The following is a 21,479-nucleotide window of genomic DNA, read 5'->3' as shown; positions in this document are numbered from 1 at the left end:
TGCTGGATCGATGCGGCAAACCGGTCGACCCAGGCGACGACGTGACCCATCGTAATGCCGGGACGGTCGATTCCCGTTGTCATATCCGGCCCACATAGTGACAAAATCGGCCACGCGATAAGCGGGTGTTGCCGGAAACGGCAGGCCGGATAAGGGTTTGGCCGGAGCCGGTTTCGACGAAAACGGCCAACAATCGGTGTGCCGGCCTATGGGGCCAAAGCGGCGCGGCACGCCGGCGGCGACTACGGGAGCCGGTTATGGGAATCGCCTATGGGAGCCGGCCATGGGAGCGAACGAAAGGAGCCGGTTATGGGAGCGGTTTGAAAAAAACGCTACGCCTGCCGCCGATACGTCCCCGGCGTACTCCCCGTCCAGTGCCGGAACGCGCGATGAAACGCGCTCGGGTCGTCGAAGCCGATGTCGGCGCCGATCGCCGCGATCGTATCGGGCGTATCGGTCAGCCGCTGGATCGCGATGTCGCGCCGCAGTTCGTCCTTGAGCACCTGGAACGTCGTCCCTTCGGCGGCAAGGTGGCGGCTCAGCGTGCGCACCGAGCAATGCAGGTGCTCGGCCGCCTGGTCGATCGCCGGCAGGTCGGGCAACGCCGCCGACAGGTACTGCCGCACGCGATGGCACACGAGCTGTTCGCTGAACGATTCGAAAATCCAGTCGCCGGGCGCGCGCGCCAGAAACTTGCGCAGGTTGCGCTTGCTCTGCCGGATCGGCGCGTCGAGGTAGTCGGCGCTGAAGCGCATCAGCGTGCGCTCGCAGTCGAACTGCACGGAGCCGGTGAAGAAGTACAGATGGTCGACCGCATGGCGCGGCCGCGGGCACGCGAACTCGATCTGCAGCAGCGGGATCTTCTGCCCGATCAGCCAGGAACACACGCCGTGCACGAGCTTGAGCATCAGTTCCTGGCCGAGCGCGCCGATCGGGCCGATGGCCTCGTTCGGACGCAACAGCACTTGCGCGACGAGGCCGTCGCGCTTCGATTCGACGAAGAAATCGTCGAGCAGGATATGGAAGAATTGCCCGAAACGATGCAGCGTCGTTTCGAGGTTGCGCGCATCGAGCAGGCTCAGGCACAGGTACTTCAGCGTGCCGCCGCGCAGCGGGCGCGAGAAGATGCCGGGCATCTCGTCGTCGAGGTCGATTGCGAGCGTGCGGTACAGCGTCGAGAACTGCTCCTCCGTCACGCGCGCATGCGGCTCGCCGAGCAGCTCGAGCGGGATGCCGGCCCCGCGCAGGTAGCGCTCGACCACGTCGCGCTGCGCGCCGGCGCTCGCGAGGAAACCGTTGACGAGCGAGATCGGCACCGTCGCGCTCGGCGACGGCAGCGCACGCCCGGGCTGGGCGGAAAGTGAATCTGAGCCGGTCATCGCGTCCCCGTCGATCGAACCGCTCGCATTGTACTTGAGCGGCCCTCGCGGAAGCTTCGGGGCCTTCGGCACGCCGGGCCGCGCAGCCGCGGCCGCGCGGCGCGTCGGCGCCATCAGTCGGTGCGGCTGAGTTCCCGGCGCAGGATCTTGCCGACCGTCGACTTCGGCAGCCGGTCGACGAAACGAACGATCTTCGGCACCTTGTACGCCGCGAGGCTCGCGCGGCAATGCGCGACGAGTTGTTCCTCCGTCACGTCGGCATCCTGCGCCAGCACCACGAACAGCTTGACGGCCTCGCCGGTGCGCGCGTCCGGCACGCCGATGCACGCGCATTCGGCCACGCCCGGCAGCGCGGTCGCGACGGCTTCCACCTCGTTCGGGTACACGTTGAAGCCCGACACGATGATCATGTCCTTCTTGCGGTCGACGATCCGCAGGAAACCGGCTGCGTCGAACACGCCAACGTCGCCGGTGCGGAAATAACCGTCCGCCGTGAACGCGGCCGCGTTCGCGTCCGGCTTCTGCCAGTAGCCGGTCATCACCTGCGGCCCCTTCACGCAAATCTCGCCCGCTTCGCCAATTGCCGCCTCGCGATCCTGGTCGTCCAGCAGCTTCACGTCGGTCGACGGCAGCGGCAGGCCGGTGGTGCCCGTGAACGCATCGATCGACTGCGGGTTGAACGACACGACCGGTGACGTTTCCGACAGCCCGTAGCCCTCGCGGATGAAATTGCCCGTCACCGCCTTCCAGCGCGACGAGATCACGTCGATCACCGCCGCGCCGCCGCCGGCCGACAGCTTCAGCCGCGACCAGTCGACTTCCTTCAGCCGCGGATGGCCCGCGAGCCCCGCGTACAGCGTGTTCACACCGACGAATATCGTCGGCCGCGCGGCCTTCAGCACGTCGATGAACCCGTCCATGTCGCGCGGATTCGCGACGAGCCAGTTTTGCGCGCCGATCGCGAAGTAGGACAGGAAGTTCACCGTCAGCGCGAAGATGTGATACAGCGGGATCGCCGTGACGACGACCTCTTCGCCCGGCTCCCGTGCAGCCGGCACGATCGCAGCGAACTGTTCGATGTTCGCGACGAGGTTGCGGTGCGACAGCGCCGCGCCCTTCGACAATCCGGTCGTGCCGCCCGTGTACTGCAACAGCAGCAGATCCGCGCCGCCCAGCGCGACCGGCTCGCACGCGAGCGATTCGCCTGCTGCAATGGCGTCCGCGAGCGCGATCGAACCGGGCGGCAGCGCGTCGCATGCGCCGGCCGGCGCATCGACGACGCCGAGATCGCCGCGCCCCACGCTCAGCACGGTACGCACGCCCGTACCGCCGACCACGTCGGCGAACGTGCCCATCGACCCGCCGCATACGACGGCGACCTCGACGCCCGCGTCGTTGAGCTGATGCTCGAGTTCGCGCGCGGTGTAGTGCGGGTTCACGTTGACCTGGATCGCGCCAATCTTCGCGACGGCGACGAACACGACCGGAAACGCGAGCACGTTGGGCAGCATCACGGCCACGCGATCGCCCTTGCGGACACCGACGACCTGCTGCAGATACGCAGCCAGCGCGGTCGACAGGCGGTCGACGTCGGCATAGCTGAGCGTGCGGCCGAACGCATGGAATGCCGGACGATCGGCGAAGCGGCGCATTGCGTCGTCCAGCAGCGCGCTTACGGAAGGATGGAGATCGGCGTCGATCTCGGCGGGGATCGAGCCATACGACCCGGTCCAGTGTCTCTTCGTCATGTCTCACTCCTCGGGGGACGGCACGCGCGGAGCGCGCCGTTCGCACGGCGGCCTGCACGCCGAAGGGCGCGGGCCGTCGCCTGACTGGCGACTATCGCCCGCGCGACGCACTTTGAAAATGATCCGGGCGGCCGAAAAGATGATCGAAACGGACACGCGCGCATGCGCTTGTCTAGGCAACTTCGTGCCGCGATGGATCACACAGGGCCCGGGCGGCAGCGGATTCGTCGAGTTCGCCGACGCGATCCTGCGCACCGATCCGGACAATCGCGGCTGACCGCTCCGGCGTATCGACTATCGGCCCATCAACATGAACAACATACGGATTCCGGCGATTCCTGCCGACGGTCGCGCCTGATACGATCGCTTCGCTTCCGGTTCACCGTGGCCGAACCTGCCGCGCACCACCGCGGATGAAGCCGACACACACGCATCCGCACGACGGATCATGCGTGCGATGTTGTCTGGACACACCGGTTGATCCTGCCACCCGTTAATCAGGATTACTTTCGATATGCCGCCGATCGCGGCAGCACGCCGAACCGGAACAAACAACGCCACCCATCCACCCAACGATCGTATCCCGCTCTCACAAAGGTCAGTCGCCATGCCAGAACGCATCTCGTTTGGACAACTTCCCGCCCGGCTGCTCGACGTCGTGCTCAATGTCGAGGAATACGCGAACAACACCGGCCACGATTTCAGGCTCGTCGAGCTGGTACGTGCACGCGTCTCGCAGTTGAACGGCTGCGCGTACTGTCTCGACCGTCATATCAAGGAAGGCATCCACGCGGGCGAGGATCCGCTGCGCTACCACTTGCTGCCCGTGTGGCACGAAACGCCCGATCTCTACAGCCCGAAGGAACAGGCCGCGCTGCGCTGGGCCGAAGCGCTGACGCTGATCAGCGAAAACGCGATCGGCGACGAACTCGTCGACGCGACGCGTGCGCATTTCGATCGCGACGAACTCGCGACGCTCACGTTGATCGTCGCGCAGATCAACACGTGGAACCGGCTCGCGAAACCGTTCGCGTGGCAGGCCGGCGTATTCCAGGCCGGTTGAAACCGGTCGAAACCGGCTTAGGCTGGCCGTCGGGCCGGCCTCGCCAGGCGGCGCCGGCGCGCGTATCAGGGTGAACCCTGTGGCGCATGGGACCGATCCCGATCAGAATTGCGTGCCGTAAACGATATCGATTCGGACGCAGGATCCAGCCATGCCGCGCAGTGCGCTCTTGAACCCGACGGCCGCCCGCGCAGCCCGCCTGCCGGACGCCACGCCCATCCACACGTTGCGCGAGCAGCGTTTCTCGCCGGCCAAGCTGGCCGTGCTGGTCGACGTGGCGGCGCAAGCCGGCCTCGACCCGGCCGCGGTGCTCGACGGCACCGGCCTCACGCCGGCCGCCGTCGCGGACCCGTTTACGCTCACGTCGCCGCTGCAGTTCCTGACGGCCGCGCGCAATGCGATCGGCCGGTACGACGGCACCGATCTCGGCGTGCGCGTCGGCCGCCTGCTGCATGCGTCGAGCTACGGGATGTACGGTTACGCGATGCTGTGCTCGGCATCGCTCGCGCACGCGTTCGATTCGGCCGTCAAATATCACCGGCTCGCGAACGGCATGCTCCCGATCCGCTGGGTCGTACAGGGCGATACCGCGTCATGGCTGTTTCCGGACCGGCACGAAGTCGCGCTGCCCGATCTCGACGTGCCGCTGTACCGTTTCCTGATCGACATGCAGTTCGCGTTGCACGTGACGATCATCAAGGACGTAATGGGTGCGTGGTGCGTGCCGGCGCGCGCGCAGTTCGCGCAGCCGCAGCCGGCGCACGCGGGATCGCTGGCCGACGCACTCGAATGCCCGATCGCGTTCGATCAGCCGCATCATGTGCTCAGCTACCCGGCCGCGTGGCTCACGCGCGCGCCGCAGCTCGCGAATCCGATCACCGCCGCGCAGGTGTCGTCGCACTGCGCGCAATTGCTCGACGAACTGCGCAGCCAGCCGGGCATCACGCGACGCGTCTACCAGGAGCTCACGCGCACGCCGGGACACTTCCCGGACATCGACGCGATCGCGGACATCCTCTGCATCACGTCGCGCACGCTGCGCCGCAAGCTCGAAGCCGAAGGCACGTCGTACAGCGAACTGCTGACGAGCGTGCGCAAGGCGCTCGCGATCGATTACCTCAGCACGACCACGCTCAGCACCGAAGACATCGCGCTGACGCTCGGCTTCAGCGATGCGGTCGGGTTCCGTCACGCGTTCAAGCGCTGGACCGGCACGACGCCGAGCGACGTGCGGCGCAAGCGCGGCGGGTAAACGCAGCGCGGCGAGTGGCCGACCCGATCGGCTTCAGCGCACGTCGCCGGCCGCCGGCGCCGCGACCGCCAGCGCAAACTCGAATACCGCGCCGCGCCCGGCCCGGTCGACGAGCCGGATGCCGCTGCCGTTGAGCGCCAGCATCCGGTGCACGATCAACAGGCCGAGCCCGCCGCTCGTCACCGCGCCGCCGCTCATCGGCCGCTGCGGCCGCTGGAACAGCCCTTCGCGGCGCGCCACTGGAATCCCTTCCCCGGTATCCGACACCCTCACGAGCACGCAGTCGCCCTGCGGCTCCAGCGCGACCTCGACTTCGCCGTGCGACGGCGTGTGCCGCAGCGCGTTGTCGAGCAGGTTGGTCAGCACGCGCTCGATCATCCCGAGATCGGCCCACACGACCGGCACGCGCGGCGGGATCCGCGCATGCAGCGCGACGCCGCGCGCCTGCGCAGTCAGCTCGAATTTCTGGAACACGTCCTGCACGAGATCGACGAGCGAGAACGGCTCGCGCTCGGCCTGCACGCCGCCCGATTCGAGCCGCGCGAGCTCGAACAGCGCCTGCGCGAGGCGGCCGACCTTCGCGCTCTGCGCGAGCGCGATCGACAGGTAGCGCCGGCGTTCGGGCTCGGCGAGCGAGTCGGACTTCAGCGACAGCGTCTCCAGATAGCCGTGCAGCGACGTGAGCGGCGTACGCAGGTCATGCGAGATGTTCGTGATCAGTTCGCGCCTTTGCTGGTCCTGGCGCGTCAGCGCGCGCCACTGGTCGCCGATCCGGTCGGCCATCTGCGCAAACGCGGATTCGAGCACCGCGATGTCGTCGCCGCGCTGGCCCGGCAGCGAGCGCGGCATCGGCGGTTGCGTATCGGGCGCGCCGTTCGCGTCGAAGCGGCGCAGCGCGTCCGTCAGCCGACGCAGCGGGCGCGTGATGAAACTGAACGCGGTGAGGCCCGCGAGCAGGCCGAGCAGCGCGACGACCGCCATCGACCACAACGTCGTGCGCAGCACGTTGCCGGCGTCGACGCGCGCGGCCAGCCGGTCATGCGCCTCGCCGAGCAGCACCACGTAGATGTAGCCCGACGGCGGCTGCCCCGCGCGCTGCAGCGGCGCGGCGCTGAACACCTTGCGCGCGTCGGGGCTGCGCGGATCGTCGCCGAGGATCGGCAGCGGCTGGCCCGCGATGAAGCGCTGCACGGGCGCGAGATCGACGCGGTCGCGCTTCACGTGGCCGGGCGGCGCATCGTCGCCCTTGATCCGCCCCGCGTTGTCGAGCAGGTACACCTCGACGCTCGGATTCACGCCCATCAGCTGGCTGAACAGCGTGCGCACGGCGTCGGGGCGCAGCCCGTTCGCGTCCATCAGCGGCGCGCTGTTGGCGATGTTGGCGGCCAGGTCGCGCGACAGCGCCTGCACGACTTCCTTCTCGCGCATGTCGTTCGCACGGATCTGCAGCCACGCGGATGCGCCGGAGCACGCGAGCAGCAGGATCGAAAACACGAGCGACAGCCGCTGGGTGAGCGTGAGTTTCATCATCCGTCCCGCTGGCCCGGTGCGGCGAGCTTGTAACCGCGTCCCCACACGGTGAGGATGCGCACGGGCTCGGCCGGATCGGCCTCGATCTTCGCGCGCAGCCGGTTGATGTGGGTGTTGACCGTGTGTTCGTAGCCTTCGTGCTGATAGCCCCACACGGCATTGAGCAGGTCCATCCGCGAGAACACCTTGCCCGGGTGCCGCGCGAAGAAGTACAGCAGGTCGAACTCGCGCGGCGTGAGGTCGATGCGCGCGCCGTCGACGCTCGCCTCGCGCGCGATCGGGTCGATCGACAGCCCGGCGATGTCGAGCGTGCCCGCGTCGATCCGCGAATCGCGCGCGAGCGCGTCGACGCGCCGCAGCAGCGCCTTCACGCGCGCGACGAGCTCGAGCACCGAGAACGGCTTCGCCAGATAGTCGTCGGCGCCGAGCTCGAGGCCGAGGATCCGGTGTACCTCGCTCGATCGCGCGCTCGTGATGATGATCGGCGTGTAGCGCGTCATCGCGCGCGCGCGCCGGCAGATTTCCAGGCCGTCGACGCCCGGCAGCATCAGGTCGAGAATCAGCGCGTCCCAGCCGCCCTGTTCGAGCAGGCGCAGCCCTTCCGTGCCGTCCGCGCTGTGCACGACCTCGTAGCGCTCGTCGCGCAGGTGCAGGCTCAGCACGTCGGCGATGTCGGCGTCGTCCTCGACGATCAGGATGCGTTTGGGGTGGTCCATGGTGGTGGGCGGCGGCACATTGGGCTCGGTAATGATGGTCGGTGATCGGTGGCCGGGGTCAAATCGCGGCGAAAGGCCGCGCTGCCGCCATTGTGCAAAATTTTGCGGCGGGGAGTGATCACATTTAGTTTAACTTTGGACGAACCGCGCGCCGCGAGCCAATACCGGCAAGGCTGTTCGTTCCGGTCCTTGGGATTCTATTTCCATTGTCCGGGCGCGGACACGATAAATGCGGAAGTCACGAAGCGGCGCCGCGCGAACGCTGGCGAAAGTCACTCGGCTTCCATGCAGAACCCGAACCGCTCGCCGCTTCACCGCGGCCCGTCGCTGCAACGTCCGTCAGCATGCCGCCGATCCGATCAACCGGCGACCGCACACTCGACAAGCGAGTATTGACGGATCGCTGCGTCCCCCCCACGCTCCGCTGCAGCGCATTGCCTCAGCGCATCCGGAGCGCGAGAAATCCGGATCGCCCCACCCGGCATCTCGGTCGTTGTCAGACCGTGTCGAGCCCGTACTCGCAAACGCACCTGCAAGATCTCGTCGCGGCCGTTACGCCCCAGGACAGCGCATCAATCCGCACGTCTCAAATAGGGTGACGCGATTTCCCGCAAGTCCGGGGCCGCGAACAAGTCCGGATGCAGGAACGCGGCCGCTTCAGCCAGCACTGCATGCCGTGCAATCGGTCCGAACGATTCGATCCAGTGATCGCCCACGCTCACGATCCTCACCCTGCGCGTCGAAACCAGGTGCTGCCAAACCGGGTTCCTCTCGAAGCCGCGCCGGCCACTGTCGTCGTAGACGAAAATCGTGTCAGGCTTCGCGAGCAACAACGTCTCGAGGCTCATCTGGAACGCCGTATTGTCGCGTTGCGATGGCAACGGATTGCGTCCGGCGATGTTGACGCCACCCAGCGCATTCAGTAGCGAGCAGGTCATGTTCTCGTCGTAGAACGCCCACGGCGCAACCCCCGCCCCCCAGACGAACAGGTAGCGCGGCGCAGCACGTGATGCCGCACGCGCACGGAACCCCGCCAGCACATCGGCGAAACGCCGGTTGAGCGCGGCAGCAGCCTCGGCACGACCCAGCGCTGCCCCGACGAGCGCGATACTGCGGTCGCTGTCGTCGCCAACCTCGATATCGAGCGCAAGATACGGCGCGATCTGCTGAAGCCGCGCCGCGTTCGCTTCGGTATAGCGCCGGATCGCAACGATCAGATCCGCATGCGCGCTCGCCAGCAATTCCAGATTCGGACTCGCGCGCTGCCCCAGGTCGATCACGCGATCCATTCTGTCCAGCAGATACGCGGGCCGCCGGTCGCGCACGAGAAACGTCGACGCGATCGGCTGCACGCCGAGCGCCAGTGCGGTATCGGCGCCGAAGTACGAAATCGCCGCGAGCCGGCGCGGCGCAGTATCGAAGCGCAGCGTCGCGCCGCGATCGTCGACGACACTGTACGGAGCCCTCGGCACCGCCGCGCGAACGGGCCGCGCGAGCACCGATGCAAGCGAAGCCGGCAACGCGAACGACAGCGTACGGCGCTTGCGATCAATCATCGCTGGCCTCTCCGATTGACGACACCGCGTCGCGAACGGGCGAATCCGCATCGCCGTCTCCGCTGCCGGGTGCGGCATAGCCGAGCGGATGACAGACAGGCACGCCGTCGCTCGCACCATGCAACCGCTCGCTGCGCACATGGAATACGTCTGCAACGAACGCCGATGTCAGCACGTCAACCGGCGCGCCGTCGGCAACGATCCGCCCGTCGCGCATCACGATCGCCCGATCCGCAAAGCGCATCGCCTGGTTCAGGTCGTGCAGCGACATCACGAGCGTCAGCCCGAATTCCTCGTTGAGCCGCCGCAGCGTCTGCATCACGTCGAGCTGATGGCCGAGGTCGAGATAGGTCGTCGGTTCGTCGAGCAGCAGAATGTCCGCGCGCTGCGCGAGCGCCATCGCAATCCATACGCGCTGACGCTCGCCACCCGACAGTGCGACGAGCGAACGATCCTGCATCGCGGCCAGCCCGGTCATTTCCAGCGCCCATTCGACTGCGGCCCGGTCGTCGTCCGTTTCTCCGCGCAGCCAGTTCCGGTGCACGAACCGTCCGTGGCGGACGAGTGCCTGCACCGTCAGGCCGGACGGAATGTCTTGAGTCTGGGCCAGGAACGCGATGCGTCGCGCGAGCTTGCGACGCGGCCACTGCCGCAGCGGCACGTCATCGAGCAACGCATCGCCGTCGCGCGGCGCGAGCAGGCCAGCCAGTGCGCGCAGCAGCGTGCTTTTGCCCGAGCCGTTCGGACCGAGCAACATCGTGATCCGGCCGGGCTCGATCGACAGCGACAGCGTGTCGACGATGCGGCGCGGGCCATATCCGAGCGAGAGATCGCGAGCAACGAGTGTCATCGTGACGAGCGGGACAGCAGATAAAGAAAGAGCGGCGCGCCGAACAGCGCCGTGACCGCTCCCACGGGAATTTCGGCCGGCGCGACGACGACGCGGCCGGTCAGATCCGCAAGCGCCACGATCAACGCACCGCAAAGGAGCGCGAACGGCGCCTGCCGCGCGAGCCAACCGCCCGCGGCCAGCCGCGCGAGATGCGGCGCGATCAGGCCAACGAACGCGACCGGACCGGCGATCGCAACCGCGCAGGCGGCCGCGAAGCCTGCATAGGCGATCGCGACGAGGCGCCAGCGTTCGACGTTCAGGCCGACACTCGCCGCCGCGTCGTCGCCGAGCGACAGCACCTGCACCGCCGGCAAAACGACCGGCAGCAACGCAATCGTCGCCGCGGTCCACGGCGCGAGCAGCAGCACGTGTTGCCAGCCGCGCGCATACAGGTTGCCGGCGAGCCACGTCAGCAGTACCTCGATGCGGCTCGAACCCCAGCCCGCGAGTATCGTCATCGCGACCGCATACATCGCCGCGCTGACGGCGACGCCCATCAGGATCAGCCGAAACGGCGCCGTGCCGTCGCGCCATGCAAGCGCGTAGACGCCCAGCGCCGCACCGATGCCGCCCACCTGCGCGACAAGCGGCATCCACGTGATGTCGTACGCGTCGAGCCGGCTGCCGTCGAGCGAACCCGCGAAGTTCGCGACGAGCAGCAGCAACATCACGCCGAGCGTCGCGCCGGACGACACACCGATCACGCCGGGCTCCGCGAGCGGATTGCGCAGCGCAGTCTGCAGCACGAGGCCGCTCGCTGCCAGTTGCGCGCCGATCATCAGCGCAAGCAGCACGCGCGGCATGCGCAGCTCCCACATCACGAAGGCGACGTCGCGCGCGCCGTCACGATGGATCAGCGCCTGCACCGCCGACGTCAACGAAAAGTCGGCCGCGCCGAAACACACCGACAAAACGACCGTGAGCATCAGGATCGCCGCCCACCCTGCGCCGTGCGCAAACGTCCGCCACCGCGCGATACCCTGTATGCGCGTCGTACGAATCGGCCGGATCGGGACGCCCGTCATGTCGATACACCTTCGCCGCGGCGAATCATCGCGATCAACAGCGGGGTCGCGACCAGCGCGGTCACGAAGCCGACCGGCAGTTCGCGTGGTGCCGCGACCGTGCGGGCGACGAGATCCGCTGCCGACACGAGCCATGCGCCGCCAAGCGCCGTCACGGCCAACGTTCGCCGATAGCCGCCACCGATTGCGACGCGTGCGAGATGCGGCACGCACAGACCGACGAAGCCGACCGGCCCCGCGATCGAAACGACCGACGCAGACAAGGCGACCGCAATGCCGCCGAGAATCAAACGCCAGCGCAACAGGTCGAGGCCGACGCTTTGCGCGGCTTCGTCGCCGAGCGCAAGCGTGTCGAGCACGCGTGCGCCGGCAAGGGCGGCAACGAGACCCGCGACGGTCCACGGCGCGACCATCGCGACCTGCTGCCAGCCGACACCCGCGAAGCCGCCAGCCAGCCAGTAGAACAACGGCCCGGCCTGCGGCCCCGCCACGATCATCAACGAAATGACACCCGCGCTGCCGAGTGCGGCAATCGTCGTTCCGGCCAGAGAGAGACGCAACGGCGACAGCCGTGCGCGCCACGCCAGCGCGAACGTAAGCGTTGCCGCGATGCCGCCGCCGGCCAGCGCCACGAACGGCAGCATGCCTGCGGTCCGGTCCGGCACCAGTACGGTCGCTGCGACGACCGCGAGCGCGGCGCCGCTGACGACACCCGTCAACGTCGGGTCGGCAAGCGGATTACGCGTGATGCCCTGCATCAGCGCGCCGGACACCGCGAGGCTCGCACCGACCATCAGCGCCGCGATCAGGCGAGGCAGACGCAGCGCGCCCACGATCTGTGCGGCGGGCGTGTCGCCGCCGCTCAGCGCATCGAGCGCGGCGGCAGGGCTGAGCACGAGGTTGCCGGCACACAGGCTCGCCAGCGCGATCGCACCGATGCCGGCGATCAGCACGAGCGCGATCACGCCGACACGTGCCTGCCCCCCGGATGCCGAACCCGGCCGTGGAACGCGCAGGCGCTTTGCCGCCACGGGCCGTTCGTTCACGATCGTGTCGCTCCGGCCTGTTTCACCAGCGCGCCCAGCCGGCACGCGAACTTGCGCGGCAGCATCGTCGCGGTGGCGGCCAGCCCGCTCGCGAATGCGGCCGGATTGACGGAGTCCATCACAGGTCGCTCGACACCGACAGCCAGAACGTGCGCGGCGCCCCCGTGAACAGATATCCGGTCGGGTTCGCCTGCCAGTAGTCGCGGTTGAACAGGTTCGTCACGTTCGCGCGCAGCGTCACGTCGCGGCCGGCGACCTTCGTCGTGTAGCGACCGCCGAGATCGAAGCGCGTCCAGCTCGGCACGTGCTGCGTGTTGTCCTGGCTCACGTAAGCCTTGCCCGTGTAGATCATCCGGCTCGTCAGCGTGACGCCCGGCACGAACGGCGTATCCCATTCCGCGCCGAGCGTGGCCTGCAGCGACGGCGCGCCGACCGCATGATTGCCGTCGTACACGCCGCCCTGCGTGCGGCGCAGCCGCGCATCGAGCCACGTGACGCCGCCCAGCAGGCGCACGCCGCGCGTCACTTCGCCGAAGCCGGTCAGTTCGAGACCGCGATTGCGCTGCAGCCCGTTGAGACTGAACAGCTTGCTGACCGGGTCGACGATCCCGCTCGGCACGTCGATCTGGAACAGCCCGAGCGTTGCGCCGAACCTGCCGAGATCGAGCTTGGTGCCGACTTCGTATTGCTTCGACTTGAACGGCGCGAACACCTGGTTCGGGTTCGCCGCGTCGGGCGGCGGTGCCGAACCGGGTGTCAGCGCTTCGATGTAATTCGCATAGAACGACAGCTGGTCGAGCGGCCGGACGACGAGCGCGACGGACGGCGTCGTCGCACCCTGGTCGTAATGCGACGTTTCCGCGCCGGACGTGTCGAAGTTGCGGCTGCTCACCTGCTGGCGACGTACGCCGACCGTGAGCTGCACGAGCCCGCCGGCGGCGGACAGCGTATCGGCCACGCCGATGCTGCGCAGGATCTGCGCGCTGTCCTTCGCTTCGGGCGACACCGAGGCCGGCGCACCCGGCCCGGTGAGGCGGGTCGGCATGTAGATGTTCGTCGCGTAGCTGCCGTAGGCGGTCTGACCGAACCACGTCGTCTGCTGAAGGTAGCTGCCGCTCACGACGAGCTGGTGATCGATCGGGCCCGTCTTGAAACGCGTCCGCGCCCCGGCCTCGGCCGACAGCGCATGCGATGCGCCCGACTGGTATCTCGACGTGGACCTCGCGTCGCCCCGCGCATTGATGATTGTCGCGCCCGGGTCTTCTATCTTGTCGAAGCCAAAGCGGTTCATGCCGACCGCGCCGAACAGCGTCACGTTCGACGACAGATCGTACTCGGCGCGCCCGAGCGCCGTCAGGCTGTGGGAATTCGAATAGGAAAACGTCTGCGCGAGATTGGTCCGCGAATTCGGCACCTCCGGCACCGCGATGCCAGCGATCGGTGTGTAGCCGCGCACCGGTGCCCGCATGAAGTCCTCCTGGTAGATCACGTCGCCGGACACGCGCAGGCGACGGCCACGGTAATCCAGTCCGACCGACAGCGACGTGTTGCGCCGCGATTGTTCGTCGATCGGCGTGTCGCCTTCGCGGTGGGCCGCGTTGACGCGTACACCGAACTCGCCGTTCTGGCCGAAGCGCCTGCCGATGTCGGCATGACCGCCGAACACCGAGCTCGACGCGTATTCGGCGGTCAGGCGGTTGAGCGGCGTGTCGTCGGCACGCTTCGTCACGACGTTCACGCTGCCGCCGACGCTGCCCTGCGGCATCATCCCGTTCAGCAATGCACCCGGCCCCTTGAGGATTTCGACGCGTTCGACCGGATCCGCGCCGACGCGATAGGCCGGCACGAGCCCGTACAGGCCATTGAGCGCGATCTCGCCGTTCTCGACACGCAACCCGCGAATCGTAATCGCGTCGTAGCGGTTGGTGCTGTCGATCGCCGCACGGACCGATGGATCCGTCGCGGTCAGCAGATCTGCAACGCTGGTCGACTGCTGGTCGCGGATCAGCTTTTCCGTATAGCTCGAGAGGCTGAACGGCGTGTCCATATAGTCGCGATTGCCGAGAAGGCCGACTTTCGCGCCCTGTGCCACCTGACCGCCCGCATAAACCTCGGGAACCGCGTCATCGATCCGCTTGCCAAGGACCTTCACGGCCGGCAGCACGGCGGCTTCGGCACCTGCAGCCGCGGCGGAAGCCGGACGCAGCGAGAAGCTGCCGTCGGACTGATGCACCGGCTCCAGGCCCGTGCCGCTCAGCAATGCCTGGAATGCGCCCTGTACCGAGTACGTGCCATGGACGCCCGCGCTGGTCTTCCCGGCCGTCAAGTCGCCGGGCACGCTGAGCATCACGTTGGCCTGATCGGCAAGACGGTTCAGCGACGCGGACAGCGGGCCGGCCGGAACGTCGTAACGCCGGGTGGCCGCTGGCGCCGCCGCGCCGGCGGCAGACTGGGCGGACGCCACTTGCCACGCGCCGCTCCCGGCGAGCGCGATGCCGACAACGGCACAGCGCACGGCGTGCGCAGCGGGACGGTGCGCGGTGCGCATCCGTGCGCCGCTGCGCACGGGCAACGAAAAATCGGGACTCGACGAAAACGACGGGCAATGCATGGACGGCATTCCTTGAGAATGAAGTGACCAAGGGGAGGTCCATCGCGCGTCTAACAGAGCCGGATACCTTGGCTTGATAGCGGCCGCGCCCGGTCGTTCGGGCGGCGCCATGCTGGCTGCGACTGTCGCCATCGCGACGGTGCCTGTTTCCGGGCGGAAGCAGGCACCGTCCGGCCGGGGCGGATGCCCCGCCTCATGGCGCCGGGTCGGCATTCAGAGCACTGATTGATCTCCGAATGGTCCTCTTTCATCTGTTAATCGGATGACGCCCGGAAACGCGAACCGGAACCGGCGTTTTTTTGCTGCAGGGCAAGATAAGCTCCGAAGCCCGGACTTGGGCCGGCATCGCACCCGTCACCGGGCTTCGATCGTGACCCACCACGGCAACGTGCGACGTACGCGGATCGGCAGGTCGCGTTCCAGCATCGCGAGCATCTGGCCGGGGTTGTCGGCAGGGAAACGGCCGACGACGCGAATGCCCGCCACCGACGGATCGACGCCGATGTGCCCGTGCTGATAGCGATCCAGTTCGGTGATCAGCGCGTCGAGCGTGACGTCGTCAGCCAGGATCACGCCGCGCGACCACGTTTCGCGTGCGGGATCGGCTCGTTCCGGCGCGTAGATCGCATCCGCCGTGAATTGCCGCTGCTGACCGGCCGGCACGATTTCGACGTGCCCGGCCAGGTTGCGAATCTCGACCCGGCCGTCGAATACGGCCAGCAGCGTGCGCGCTCCGGATTGCCGCACGGTGAACCGGGTACCCAACGCCTGCATCCGGCCATTCGGCGTGTCGACGAAGAACGCACGCCCCTGACTGTCCCTGGCCGTATCGATGAGCATTTCGCCCATCGTCAGCGTCAGGACTCGCTTGGTATCGTCGTAGTGAGCGTCGAATGCACTGTTCGTGTTCAACCACACTCGCGTGCCGTCGGCGAGCTGCACATCCCGTCGCTCGCCAACGCCGGTGCGGTAATCCGACCGCCATGCAATGACACGGGCCGGCAGCGGCGTGAAACGCCATGCGAGCCAGCCGGCGAGACCGGTCCCGGCCAGCGCCGCGAGACAGCCCAGCACGTGGCGCCGACTCGCCGAACGTGTCGCGGAAACGTGCACGGCTGCCGCGGCAGCATCGCGCTCGCCCTGGCTCTCGCTCCTCAGCGGCGCGAATCGACGGCTGACCGCTTCGACATGTGCCCACGCTCGCCGATGTTCCGGCCGCTCTGCCAGCCACGCCGCCCAGGCGCCGCGATGCTCGCTGCTCCCGCCATCGGCATGCAGCAGCGCAAACCAGTTGGCGGCTTGCTCGAGGCTTTCGAAATCGGCCTGGGCACCGGGCTCCACGGTGGAGGAAGACGACGAGGCGGCCATCGGTCAGTGATTGATGCCGGCGTCGACCAGGGCCAGCTGCAGCATCGCCTGCGCGAGATACTTCTGCACCATTCGAGCCGATACACCGAGTTCGTCGGCGATCTCGCGAGTGGACAGACCATGAATCTGCGCCATGACGAACGCGTCCCTCGCTTTGTCCGACAGCCGACTGATGAGCGCGCCGATTTCCATCAGCGTCTCGATGACGATCGCACGGGATTCGGGCGAAGGCTCACAGGGCTCCGGCTGCGCGGCGAGCGCGTCGAGCCACGCCTGCTCGACCTGTCGGCGGCGGAACAGGTCGATACACATGCCCTGCGCCATCGCGCGCAGGTAGGCCCGCGCCTCGGCATCACTGTCGAAGCGCTTCGGCACCGACTTGAGGATCAGACGAAGAAATGCGTCCTGGGCAAGGTCCGCCGCATCGAAAGCATTACCCAGTCGCCTGCGCAGCCAGCCCTGCAACCAGTCATGGTGGTCGCGATAAAGAGCCTGCACATCGTGATACACGGCGAGTTGGGCGACGGACATGGAACAACCCCTTCGGCTTTAAAAGCGAGAGACGAGAAAGAAAATGCGAATCATTACCATTTATAAACCAATTCAACTGGTTAACGCAATATTTTGCGGTTGGAGATTCCGTGAGTTCGGGCGCATCGATCGACTCTATTCATCAGACATGTTGGCGGTGCGGTTCTCTTAGTCCCACCGCGTGAATGGATTGCTCCCCGCTCGCCAGGCACTTCCGGCATGGTCCGGTGACGCAGACATAGCCCGAAGACGGGCCCGAAGATGGGCCCGTCCCGACCTGCTTGCCGGAGGCCCACGATCGCCGGTTGCAGGCGTCGCTCCTTAAAAAAGACGCGCCGGCGCAAGCTGCCGGCACGCCCGAATGCCTCACGCCGAGGCCAGCTTCGCGTGTGCCCGTTCGAGAAAGCCTGATTCGTAAAAGTAGTCGAAGAAGGTGCGCAACCAGTCGTTCGTCGGCCGCAGACTCGATGCCAGCACGCCGCCGGCGAGCCGCTTCAGCTGCGTTACGTCAATCGGCAAAATGCGCCCGACCGTCGGATCCGCGGCAGGGTTCAGTTTCTTCAGCACCGGAATCAACATCGACAGCGGGTGCGACGGGTCGCGTCGTACATGCTCCGCCAGTGCGGCAAGCCACGCGTCATAGCCCATCCGCTCGATCGCGAAGCCTTCGTCCTCGATAAAGTCGACAAGTGCATCCAGCGAGTTCCAGCGCGGATTGATCACGTGCACCCCCTGCCCCGCGGCAGTCGGCTCGAGCGACGCGCTCACGATGATCCGGCTGACGACGTCGACAGGGAGGATGTTGTCGAACCCGACGTCTCGAGGTGCCTTTCCGAACAATATGATTCCCTTGATCAACCGGCAAAACAGATCGTCCAAGTTCATTCGTCCGCTCTCCGAATGTCCCACGATCCGCGCCGGACGATACACGGTGACGGGAACGCCGCGTGCGTGCGCCTGAACGAGAAGTTGCTCGGCGACCCATTTGCTCTGTTCATAGCCGCTCGTCAGTTGTTCGTGGAACGGCACTGCAAGCGCTTCCGGCAAGGCATCCGAATAGCGATCGAGCGTACCGACTGTCGACACATAGTGAATCGGCGTCACCCGCTGCAGGCTCGCCAGTCTGATGATGTCCTGCGTTGCCAGCACGTTGACCTGCTTCAGCGTCGCGTAGGGATAGACGAAGTTGACCAGCGCCCCATTGTGATAGATCGCATCGATTTCACTTGCGAGCGCCTCGAATGCTGCCGTCGACAAACCCAGGTTCGGTTCACCCAGATCACCCGGCACGGCAATGATCCGATGCCCGTGCCGCGCTTCCCACAAGCCATGCGACTGCATCGCGACCTCGATGCGCCGTACGCCGGCGACCGGATCGTCGGCACGGACAACGCACATCACGCGAGCGTCGGTCGTCGCGAGCAGCGTGTGGAGCAGGTGCACGCCCAGGAATCCCGTCGCGCCGGTGAGCAGCACGGTGCGATACGGTCGCCGGGAATACGGCTGCCGTGTCTCGATCGCCGGATCGAGCCGCGCTTCTCCACGCAAATCGACGGGCGGCATATCGCGACGCGTACTGCCATTCGCGATACTGGCGGCCAAGCCGGCAATAGTCGGCGCGGCGAGCAGCGTGTCCATGTCGATCTGGTGCTGCAGCCGCTCGTTGATCTGATACAGCATCACGGTTGCCTGAAGCGAGTCCCCACCGAGATCGAAGTAATTGTCGTGAATGCCGATCCGCTGCTGCTTCAGCAGGATGCGCCAGATCTCGTGAATCGCCGTTTCGACCACGTCCCGAGGCGCCACATGACAGTCATCCCTGCGGATCTCGACGTCACCGGCAAGCAACCTCACACGGTCGATGGCGCCGTTCGGGGAGCGCGGCAGCCCCGCAAGGGCGAGGATCGCGCCGGGAGACAGTTCCGGCACGCCGCGCCGGCCGACGAGCCGGCGCGCGATATCCGCCGCGCCGATGGCAGCGCTGCAGTGGAAAAGTACGTGCTCCCAGTCGCCGCCATCGGAGATCCGCTCCACGAGCGCGACCTCGTCGATGCCCGCGATGCGCGCGACGTCGACTTCCAGATCGAGCCAGCCTACCGTCATCAGTTCCGTGAAAGCGCCGGTGTCGGGCAGTTGCGTATGGCAGCCACGTCCCGTGTGCCACGCGTCCAGCGTGGTGTGCAGACACGCACCGTTGCGCGTGACGATCAGGTTGTCCCGGTCCGCCTTGCCGTTGCGCAACATCAGGTCCGGCACGGAATGTCCCGTTACGACAAGCTTGCCGAGTGCGTCCACGCCCGCCGGGTTCAGATGCGTGTCCGCCACGAATACCGTGCTGCCGGCAGATACCGCACCCGTTTCGAATCCGTCGGACACGTCGGCCGACAGGACAGCATGCGGAATCGACCACGCCGGCCAGCACAGACGTCGGATGCGCTGCGCGTGCGGCGCGAGTTCGGCGAGCCTGACCGCACCCTGTCGCGTCAACGAGCGCGCATCGGCTATCACCCAGTCCGCGCGAATCCCGTCTCCCGACCGGTCGGTGGATGCGATCGCGATGTGGCGCGTCGCCTCCGGACTCAAGACGACGCTGTGCCAGCGCGTATCCGCGGAAGCCGCCCGCTGCAGAAACGCCGGATCACCGGCGCTCGCAATCTGGCGTAGCGACAATCCTGCACTCAGTGCCCCCAGTACCGTCCACAACGCCGTGTGCGACAACAGCCCTTCACCCAAGGCGACATCCTGCGACGCACCTGCGGGAAACGTCGCCGAGAACACGCGCGCCGCTTCGACGAGTTGAGCATGCGTGTAACGCAGGACCCGCCAGTCACCGGAGGCGTCGCGCCGCAGCAACGAACAGGCCCCCTGCGCCGGATCTGCATGGTCTTCCATCGTGCCGTCGCTCTGACCATACATCGGGTCCCGCTCGTCGAACACGTAGCAGACGACACCCGTCAACGGCGTATGCTGGACGGTGGTCACACAGCTTCGCAGCGGCTCCGGACACCAGCCGAGGTCGGTCACGGCGTCGAACGCGGACGATGGCAGATCAGGGTCGGCGATCACGCAATCAACGCCGTACATCAGTCCGGACAGCAGTAGCACCAGCCCGGAGACAGGGTCATCGCACGCGACCAGGACGCGTTCGCCCGGCCGATAGCCGAAATTCCGCCATTGATAGACGGCGCGCTGCACGCGATCCGCGAGCACGCCGTACGTGACACCGCGCGCATCGCCCGGCGACTGACGGTCATCCAGCGACGAGAACGCGGTTCGATCCGGCATTCGAGCTGCGTGTCGGGCGATATGTGCGTACAACGTCGCGTCGCCGATCGCCGATTGCGCAGGCTTCTCCCGGGTCGGCCCTGCATTGATCGACGACGGCACGTCGAGTACGAGATCGCGAACTTGACGAGGTGTAGCGTCGATCAGGACCTGGAGCAGCCGACGGTATTGCTCGGCAACGCGTTCAATGAACGCGGTGTCGAATCGCGCCGTGTCATACGTCAATTGAAACGTCAGCGTATCCGTCGGCAATACGATAAGCGCCAGCGCATAACTCGTTTCCTCGACCGCACGCGGGTCGTCGATCCGCAGCCCGCAACTCGCCGCGAGCCGATCGAACGCGTCCCTTCCCGGGTAGTTTTCGAACACGTACAGCGTATCGAAGAGCGATTTCTGGCGTGACACCTCGCTGCAATTCAGCACATCCGCGAGGGCGCTCTGCGCATGCTGCTCCAGTGCTTGCGTGTCCGCCTGCAAGCCTCGCAACCATGTCGCCGTATCGAGCTCGCCATCGAGTCTTGCACGCCACGGCAGCGTGTTGATGAACAAGCCAGCCATCCGCTCGATGCCGTCCACATCTGCCGTACGCCCCGATACGACGATTCCGCTCACGATGTCGTCGCAGCCGGCATAACGCGCGAGGAGCGCCGCCCACGCGCCCTGGCAGAGCGTATTGAGCGTCACCCGATCGCGGCGGCACGCGCGGGCAGCAGCCTCCATCCACTCTTTCGGCATCGTGCCGGTCGATACCGCGAGCGTGCGACGTGCCTCCACGTCGACCGCGGGACGTGTTGCCGCCGAAGGGACGACCGACGGTGCGAATCCTGCCGGGGTGCGATAGCCGCGCAGCATGTCGCGCCAATAATCGAGCGAACGAGCACTGTCGTGCGTACGCAACCATGCGACATAGTCGCGAAAGTCCTTGGTAACGGGGGGCAGCGGCACGTCCGGGCGTGCATAGCGCTGAAAAACCTCACCGAGCAGCAATGGCATCGACCAACCGTCGAGGATGGCGTGATGATAGGTCCAGAGGAATCGATATCGCTCGTTATCGAGCACGATCAGCGTGACGCGCATCAGCGGGGCCACGCCAAAATCGAAGCCTCGCGTGCGATCGCTTGCCAGCAGAAGATCGAAGCGACTCGCTTGTTCATCAGCCGCATGGTCACGCCAGTCGATCACATCGAACGGCAATCCGACCGTATGCCGGACAGCCTGCAACGGCTTCTCCTCATGCAGGCGGATGAACAACGTCTTGAGCGTGTCATGGCGGTGCACGACAGTTTCCCACGCGCCCCGGAATCGCTCGATGTCGAGCGAACCCTCCAGCACGCAGGAAAATTGCTCGACGTAGATGCCGGATGCCGGATCGAGTCGTGAATGGTGGAGCATGCCTCGCTGAAGAGGCGTGAGATAGTAAATGGTGTCGACGTTTCGGGTCATCCTGAATTCCTGGTACGGTCATGCACGACGAACG

At 66.6% G+C, this 21,479-nt stretch carries 15 protein-coding genes; 2 read left to right on the top strand and 13 right to left on the bottom strand.

Annotated elements, in window-relative coordinates:
* Window positions 1–332 precede the first annotated feature (332 nt).
* Both ACN22W_RS37550 and ACN22W_RS37545 read right to left on the bottom strand, forming a co-directional pair.
* A complete protein-coding gene (locus ACN22W_RS37550) occupies window positions 333–1,493 on the bottom strand; it encodes an AraC family transcriptional regulator (RefSeq protein WP_419690132.1) in 1,161 nt (386 codons plus the stop codon).
* Window positions 1,493–3,127, bottom strand: a complete 1,635-nt coding sequence (locus tag ACN22W_RS37545; protein WP_419690131.1) for an AMP-binding protein — start codon at window positions 3,125–3,127, stop codon at window positions 1,493–1,495. The genes ACN22W_RS37550 and ACN22W_RS37545 overlap by 1 nt, the downstream gene beginning before the upstream one ends.
* 607 nt (window positions 3,128–3,734) lie before the next feature.
* On the opposite strand from ACN22W_RS37545, the gene ACN22W_RS37540 reads away from it, so the two are divergent.
* A complete protein-coding gene (locus ACN22W_RS37540) occupies window positions 3,735–4,190 on the top strand; it encodes a carboxymuconolactone decarboxylase family protein (protein ID WP_193102991.1) in 456 nt (151 codons plus the stop codon).
* A 151-nt stretch (window positions 4,191–4,341) separates the two neighbouring features.
* Complete coding sequence (locus tag ACN22W_RS37535; RefSeq protein WP_419690130.1) at window positions 4,342–5,442, top strand: AraC family transcriptional regulator; 1,101 nt, start codon at window positions 4,342–4,344, stop codon at window positions 5,440–5,442.
* A 33-nt stretch (window positions 5,443–5,475) separates the two neighbouring features.
* Here the strand turns inward: ACN22W_RS37535 and ACN22W_RS37530 are convergent, their stop codons facing one another.
* The 11 genes from ACN22W_RS37530 to ACN22W_RS37480 all read right to left on the bottom strand — a co-directional run bounded on the left by ACN22W_RS37530 (window position 5,476) and on the right by ACN22W_RS37480 (window position 21,445).
* Window positions 5,476–6,969, bottom strand: coding sequence for a HAMP domain-containing sensor histidine kinase (locus tag ACN22W_RS37530; RefSeq protein ID WP_419690129.1), 1,494 nt, complete (start codon window positions 6,967–6,969; stop codon window positions 5,476–5,478).
* Entirely contained in the window at window positions 6,969–7,688 is a 720-nt protein-coding gene (locus tag ACN22W_RS37525) for a response regulator transcription factor (RefSeq protein ID WP_193102994.1), read from the bottom strand. The genes ACN22W_RS37530 and ACN22W_RS37525 overlap by 1 nt, the downstream gene beginning before the upstream one ends.
* Window positions 7,689–8,260: 572 nt before the next feature.
* Window positions 8,261–9,244 carry an ABC transporter substrate-binding protein gene (locus ACN22W_RS37520; protein ID WP_419690128.1) on the bottom strand — a complete coding sequence of 328 codons (984 nt, stop codon included), beginning with the start codon at window positions 9,242–9,244 and terminating at the stop codon, window positions 8,261–8,263.
* Entirely contained in the window at window positions 9,237–10,094 is an 858-nt protein-coding gene (locus ACN22W_RS37515; RefSeq protein WP_419690127.1) for an ABC transporter ATP-binding protein, read from the bottom strand. The genes ACN22W_RS37520 and ACN22W_RS37515 overlap by 8 nt, the downstream gene beginning before the upstream one ends.
* Entirely contained in the window at window positions 10,091–11,062 is a 972-nt protein-coding gene (locus ACN22W_RS37510) for a FecCD family ABC transporter permease (protein ID WP_419690126.1), read from the bottom strand. The genes ACN22W_RS37515 and ACN22W_RS37510 overlap by 4 nt, the downstream gene beginning before the upstream one ends.
* Before the next feature lie 95 nt (window positions 11,063–11,157).
* Window positions 11,158–12,207, bottom strand: a complete 1,050-nt coding sequence (locus ACN22W_RS37505; RefSeq protein ID WP_419690125.1) for a FecCD family ABC transporter permease — start codon at window positions 12,205–12,207, stop codon at window positions 11,158–11,160.
* Window positions 12,204–12,326: a hypothetical protein gene (locus tag ACN22W_RS37500; protein ID WP_419690124.1), complete on the bottom strand. Its 123-nt coding sequence runs from the start codon at window positions 12,324–12,326 to the stop codon at window positions 12,204–12,206. The genes ACN22W_RS37505 and ACN22W_RS37500 overlap by 4 nt, the downstream gene beginning before the upstream one ends.
* Window positions 12,326–14,818 (bottom strand): TonB-dependent siderophore receptor, encoded by a 2,493-nt coding sequence (locus ACN22W_RS37495; RefSeq protein WP_419690123.1) that lies wholly within the window; start codon window positions 14,816–14,818, stop codon window positions 12,326–12,328. The genes ACN22W_RS37500 and ACN22W_RS37495 overlap by 1 nt, the downstream gene beginning before the upstream one ends.
* A gap of 354 nt (window positions 14,819–15,172) precedes the next feature.
* Window positions 15,173–16,186, bottom strand: coding sequence for a FecR domain-containing protein (locus ACN22W_RS37490; protein WP_419690122.1), 1,014 nt, complete (start codon window positions 16,184–16,186; stop codon window positions 15,173–15,175).
* Window positions 16,187–16,189: 3 nt separating this feature from the next.
* The gene (locus ACN22W_RS37485; RefSeq protein WP_419690121.1) at window positions 16,190–16,717 is read right to left on the bottom strand and encodes a sigma-70 family RNA polymerase sigma factor; all 528 of its coding nucleotides are present in this window, start codon (window positions 16,715–16,717) and stop codon (window positions 16,190–16,192) included.
* Window positions 16,718–17,083: 366 nt separating this feature from the next.
* On the bottom strand, window positions 17,084–21,445 hold the full coding sequence (locus ACN22W_RS37480; protein ID WP_419690120.1) for a thioester reductase domain-containing protein: 4,362 nt from the start codon (window positions 21,443–21,445) through the stop codon (window positions 17,084–17,086).
* Window positions 21,446–21,479: the final 34 nt, after the last annotated feature.

The sequence above is a fragment of the Burkholderia theae genome (assembly GCF_048565265.1).
Classification (GTDB): domain Bacteria; phylum Pseudomonadota; class Gammaproteobacteria; order Burkholderiales; family Burkholderiaceae; genus Burkholderia; species Burkholderia theae.
Note: the sequence above shows the minus strand (reverse complement) of the source record. Positions and strands in the feature narration are given on the sequence as shown.

What these genes read in the sequence shown, in the direction of transcription:
- ACN22W_RS37525 (WP_193102994.1), bottom strand. Translation starts at nt 7,688, where the DNA reads ATGGACCACCCCAAACGCATCCTGATCGTCGAGGACGACGCCGACATC.
- ACN22W_RS37480 (WP_419690120.1), bottom strand. Translation starts at nt 21,445, where the DNA reads ATGACCCGAAACGTCGACACCATTTACTATCTCACGCCTCTTCAGCGA.
- ACN22W_RS37500 (WP_419690124.1), bottom strand. Translation starts at nt 12,326, where the DNA reads ATGGACTCCGTCAATCCGGCCGCATTCGCGAGCGGGCTGGCCGCCACC.
- ACN22W_RS37515 (WP_419690127.1), bottom strand. Translation starts at nt 10,094, where the DNA reads ATGACACTCGTTGCTCGCGATCTCTCGCTCGGATATGGCCCGCGCCGC.
- ACN22W_RS37545 (WP_419690131.1), bottom strand. Translation starts at nt 3,127, where the DNA reads ATGACGAAGAGACACTGGACCGGGTCGTATGGCTCGATCCCCGCCGAG.
- ACN22W_RS37495 (WP_419690123.1), bottom strand. Translation starts at nt 14,818, where the DNA reads ATGCATTGCCCGTCGTTTTCGTCGAGTCCCGATTTTTCGTTGCCCGTG.
- ACN22W_RS37485 (WP_419690121.1), bottom strand. Translation starts at nt 16,717, where the DNA reads ATGTCCGTCGCCCAACTCGCCGTGTATCACGATGTGCAGGCTCTTTAT.
- ACN22W_RS37510 (WP_419690126.1), bottom strand. Translation starts at nt 11,062, where the DNA reads ATGCTCACGGTCGTTTTGTCGGTGTGTTTCGGCGCGGCCGACTTTTCG.
- ACN22W_RS37535 (WP_419690130.1), top strand. Translation starts at nt 4,342, where the DNA reads ATGCCGCGCAGTGCGCTCTTGAACCCGACGGCCGCCCGCGCAGCCCGC.
- ACN22W_RS37530 (WP_419690129.1), bottom strand. Translation starts at nt 6,969, where the DNA reads ATGAAACTCACGCTCACCCAGCGGCTGTCGCTCGTGTTTTCGATCCTG.
- ACN22W_RS37490 (WP_419690122.1), bottom strand. Translation starts at nt 16,186, where the DNA reads ATGGCCGCCTCGTCGTCTTCCTCCACCGTGGAGCCCGGTGCCCAGGCC.
- ACN22W_RS37520 (WP_419690128.1), bottom strand. Translation starts at nt 9,244, where the DNA reads ATGATTGATCGCAAGCGCCGTACGCTGTCGTTCGCGTTGCCGGCTTCG.
- ACN22W_RS37550 (WP_419690132.1), bottom strand. Translation starts at nt 1,493, where the DNA reads ATGGCGCCGACGCGCCGCGCGGCCGCGGCTGCGCGGCCCGGCGTGCCG.
- ACN22W_RS37540 (WP_193102991.1), top strand. Translation starts at nt 3,735, where the DNA reads ATGCCAGAACGCATCTCGTTTGGACAACTTCCCGCCCGGCTGCTCGAC.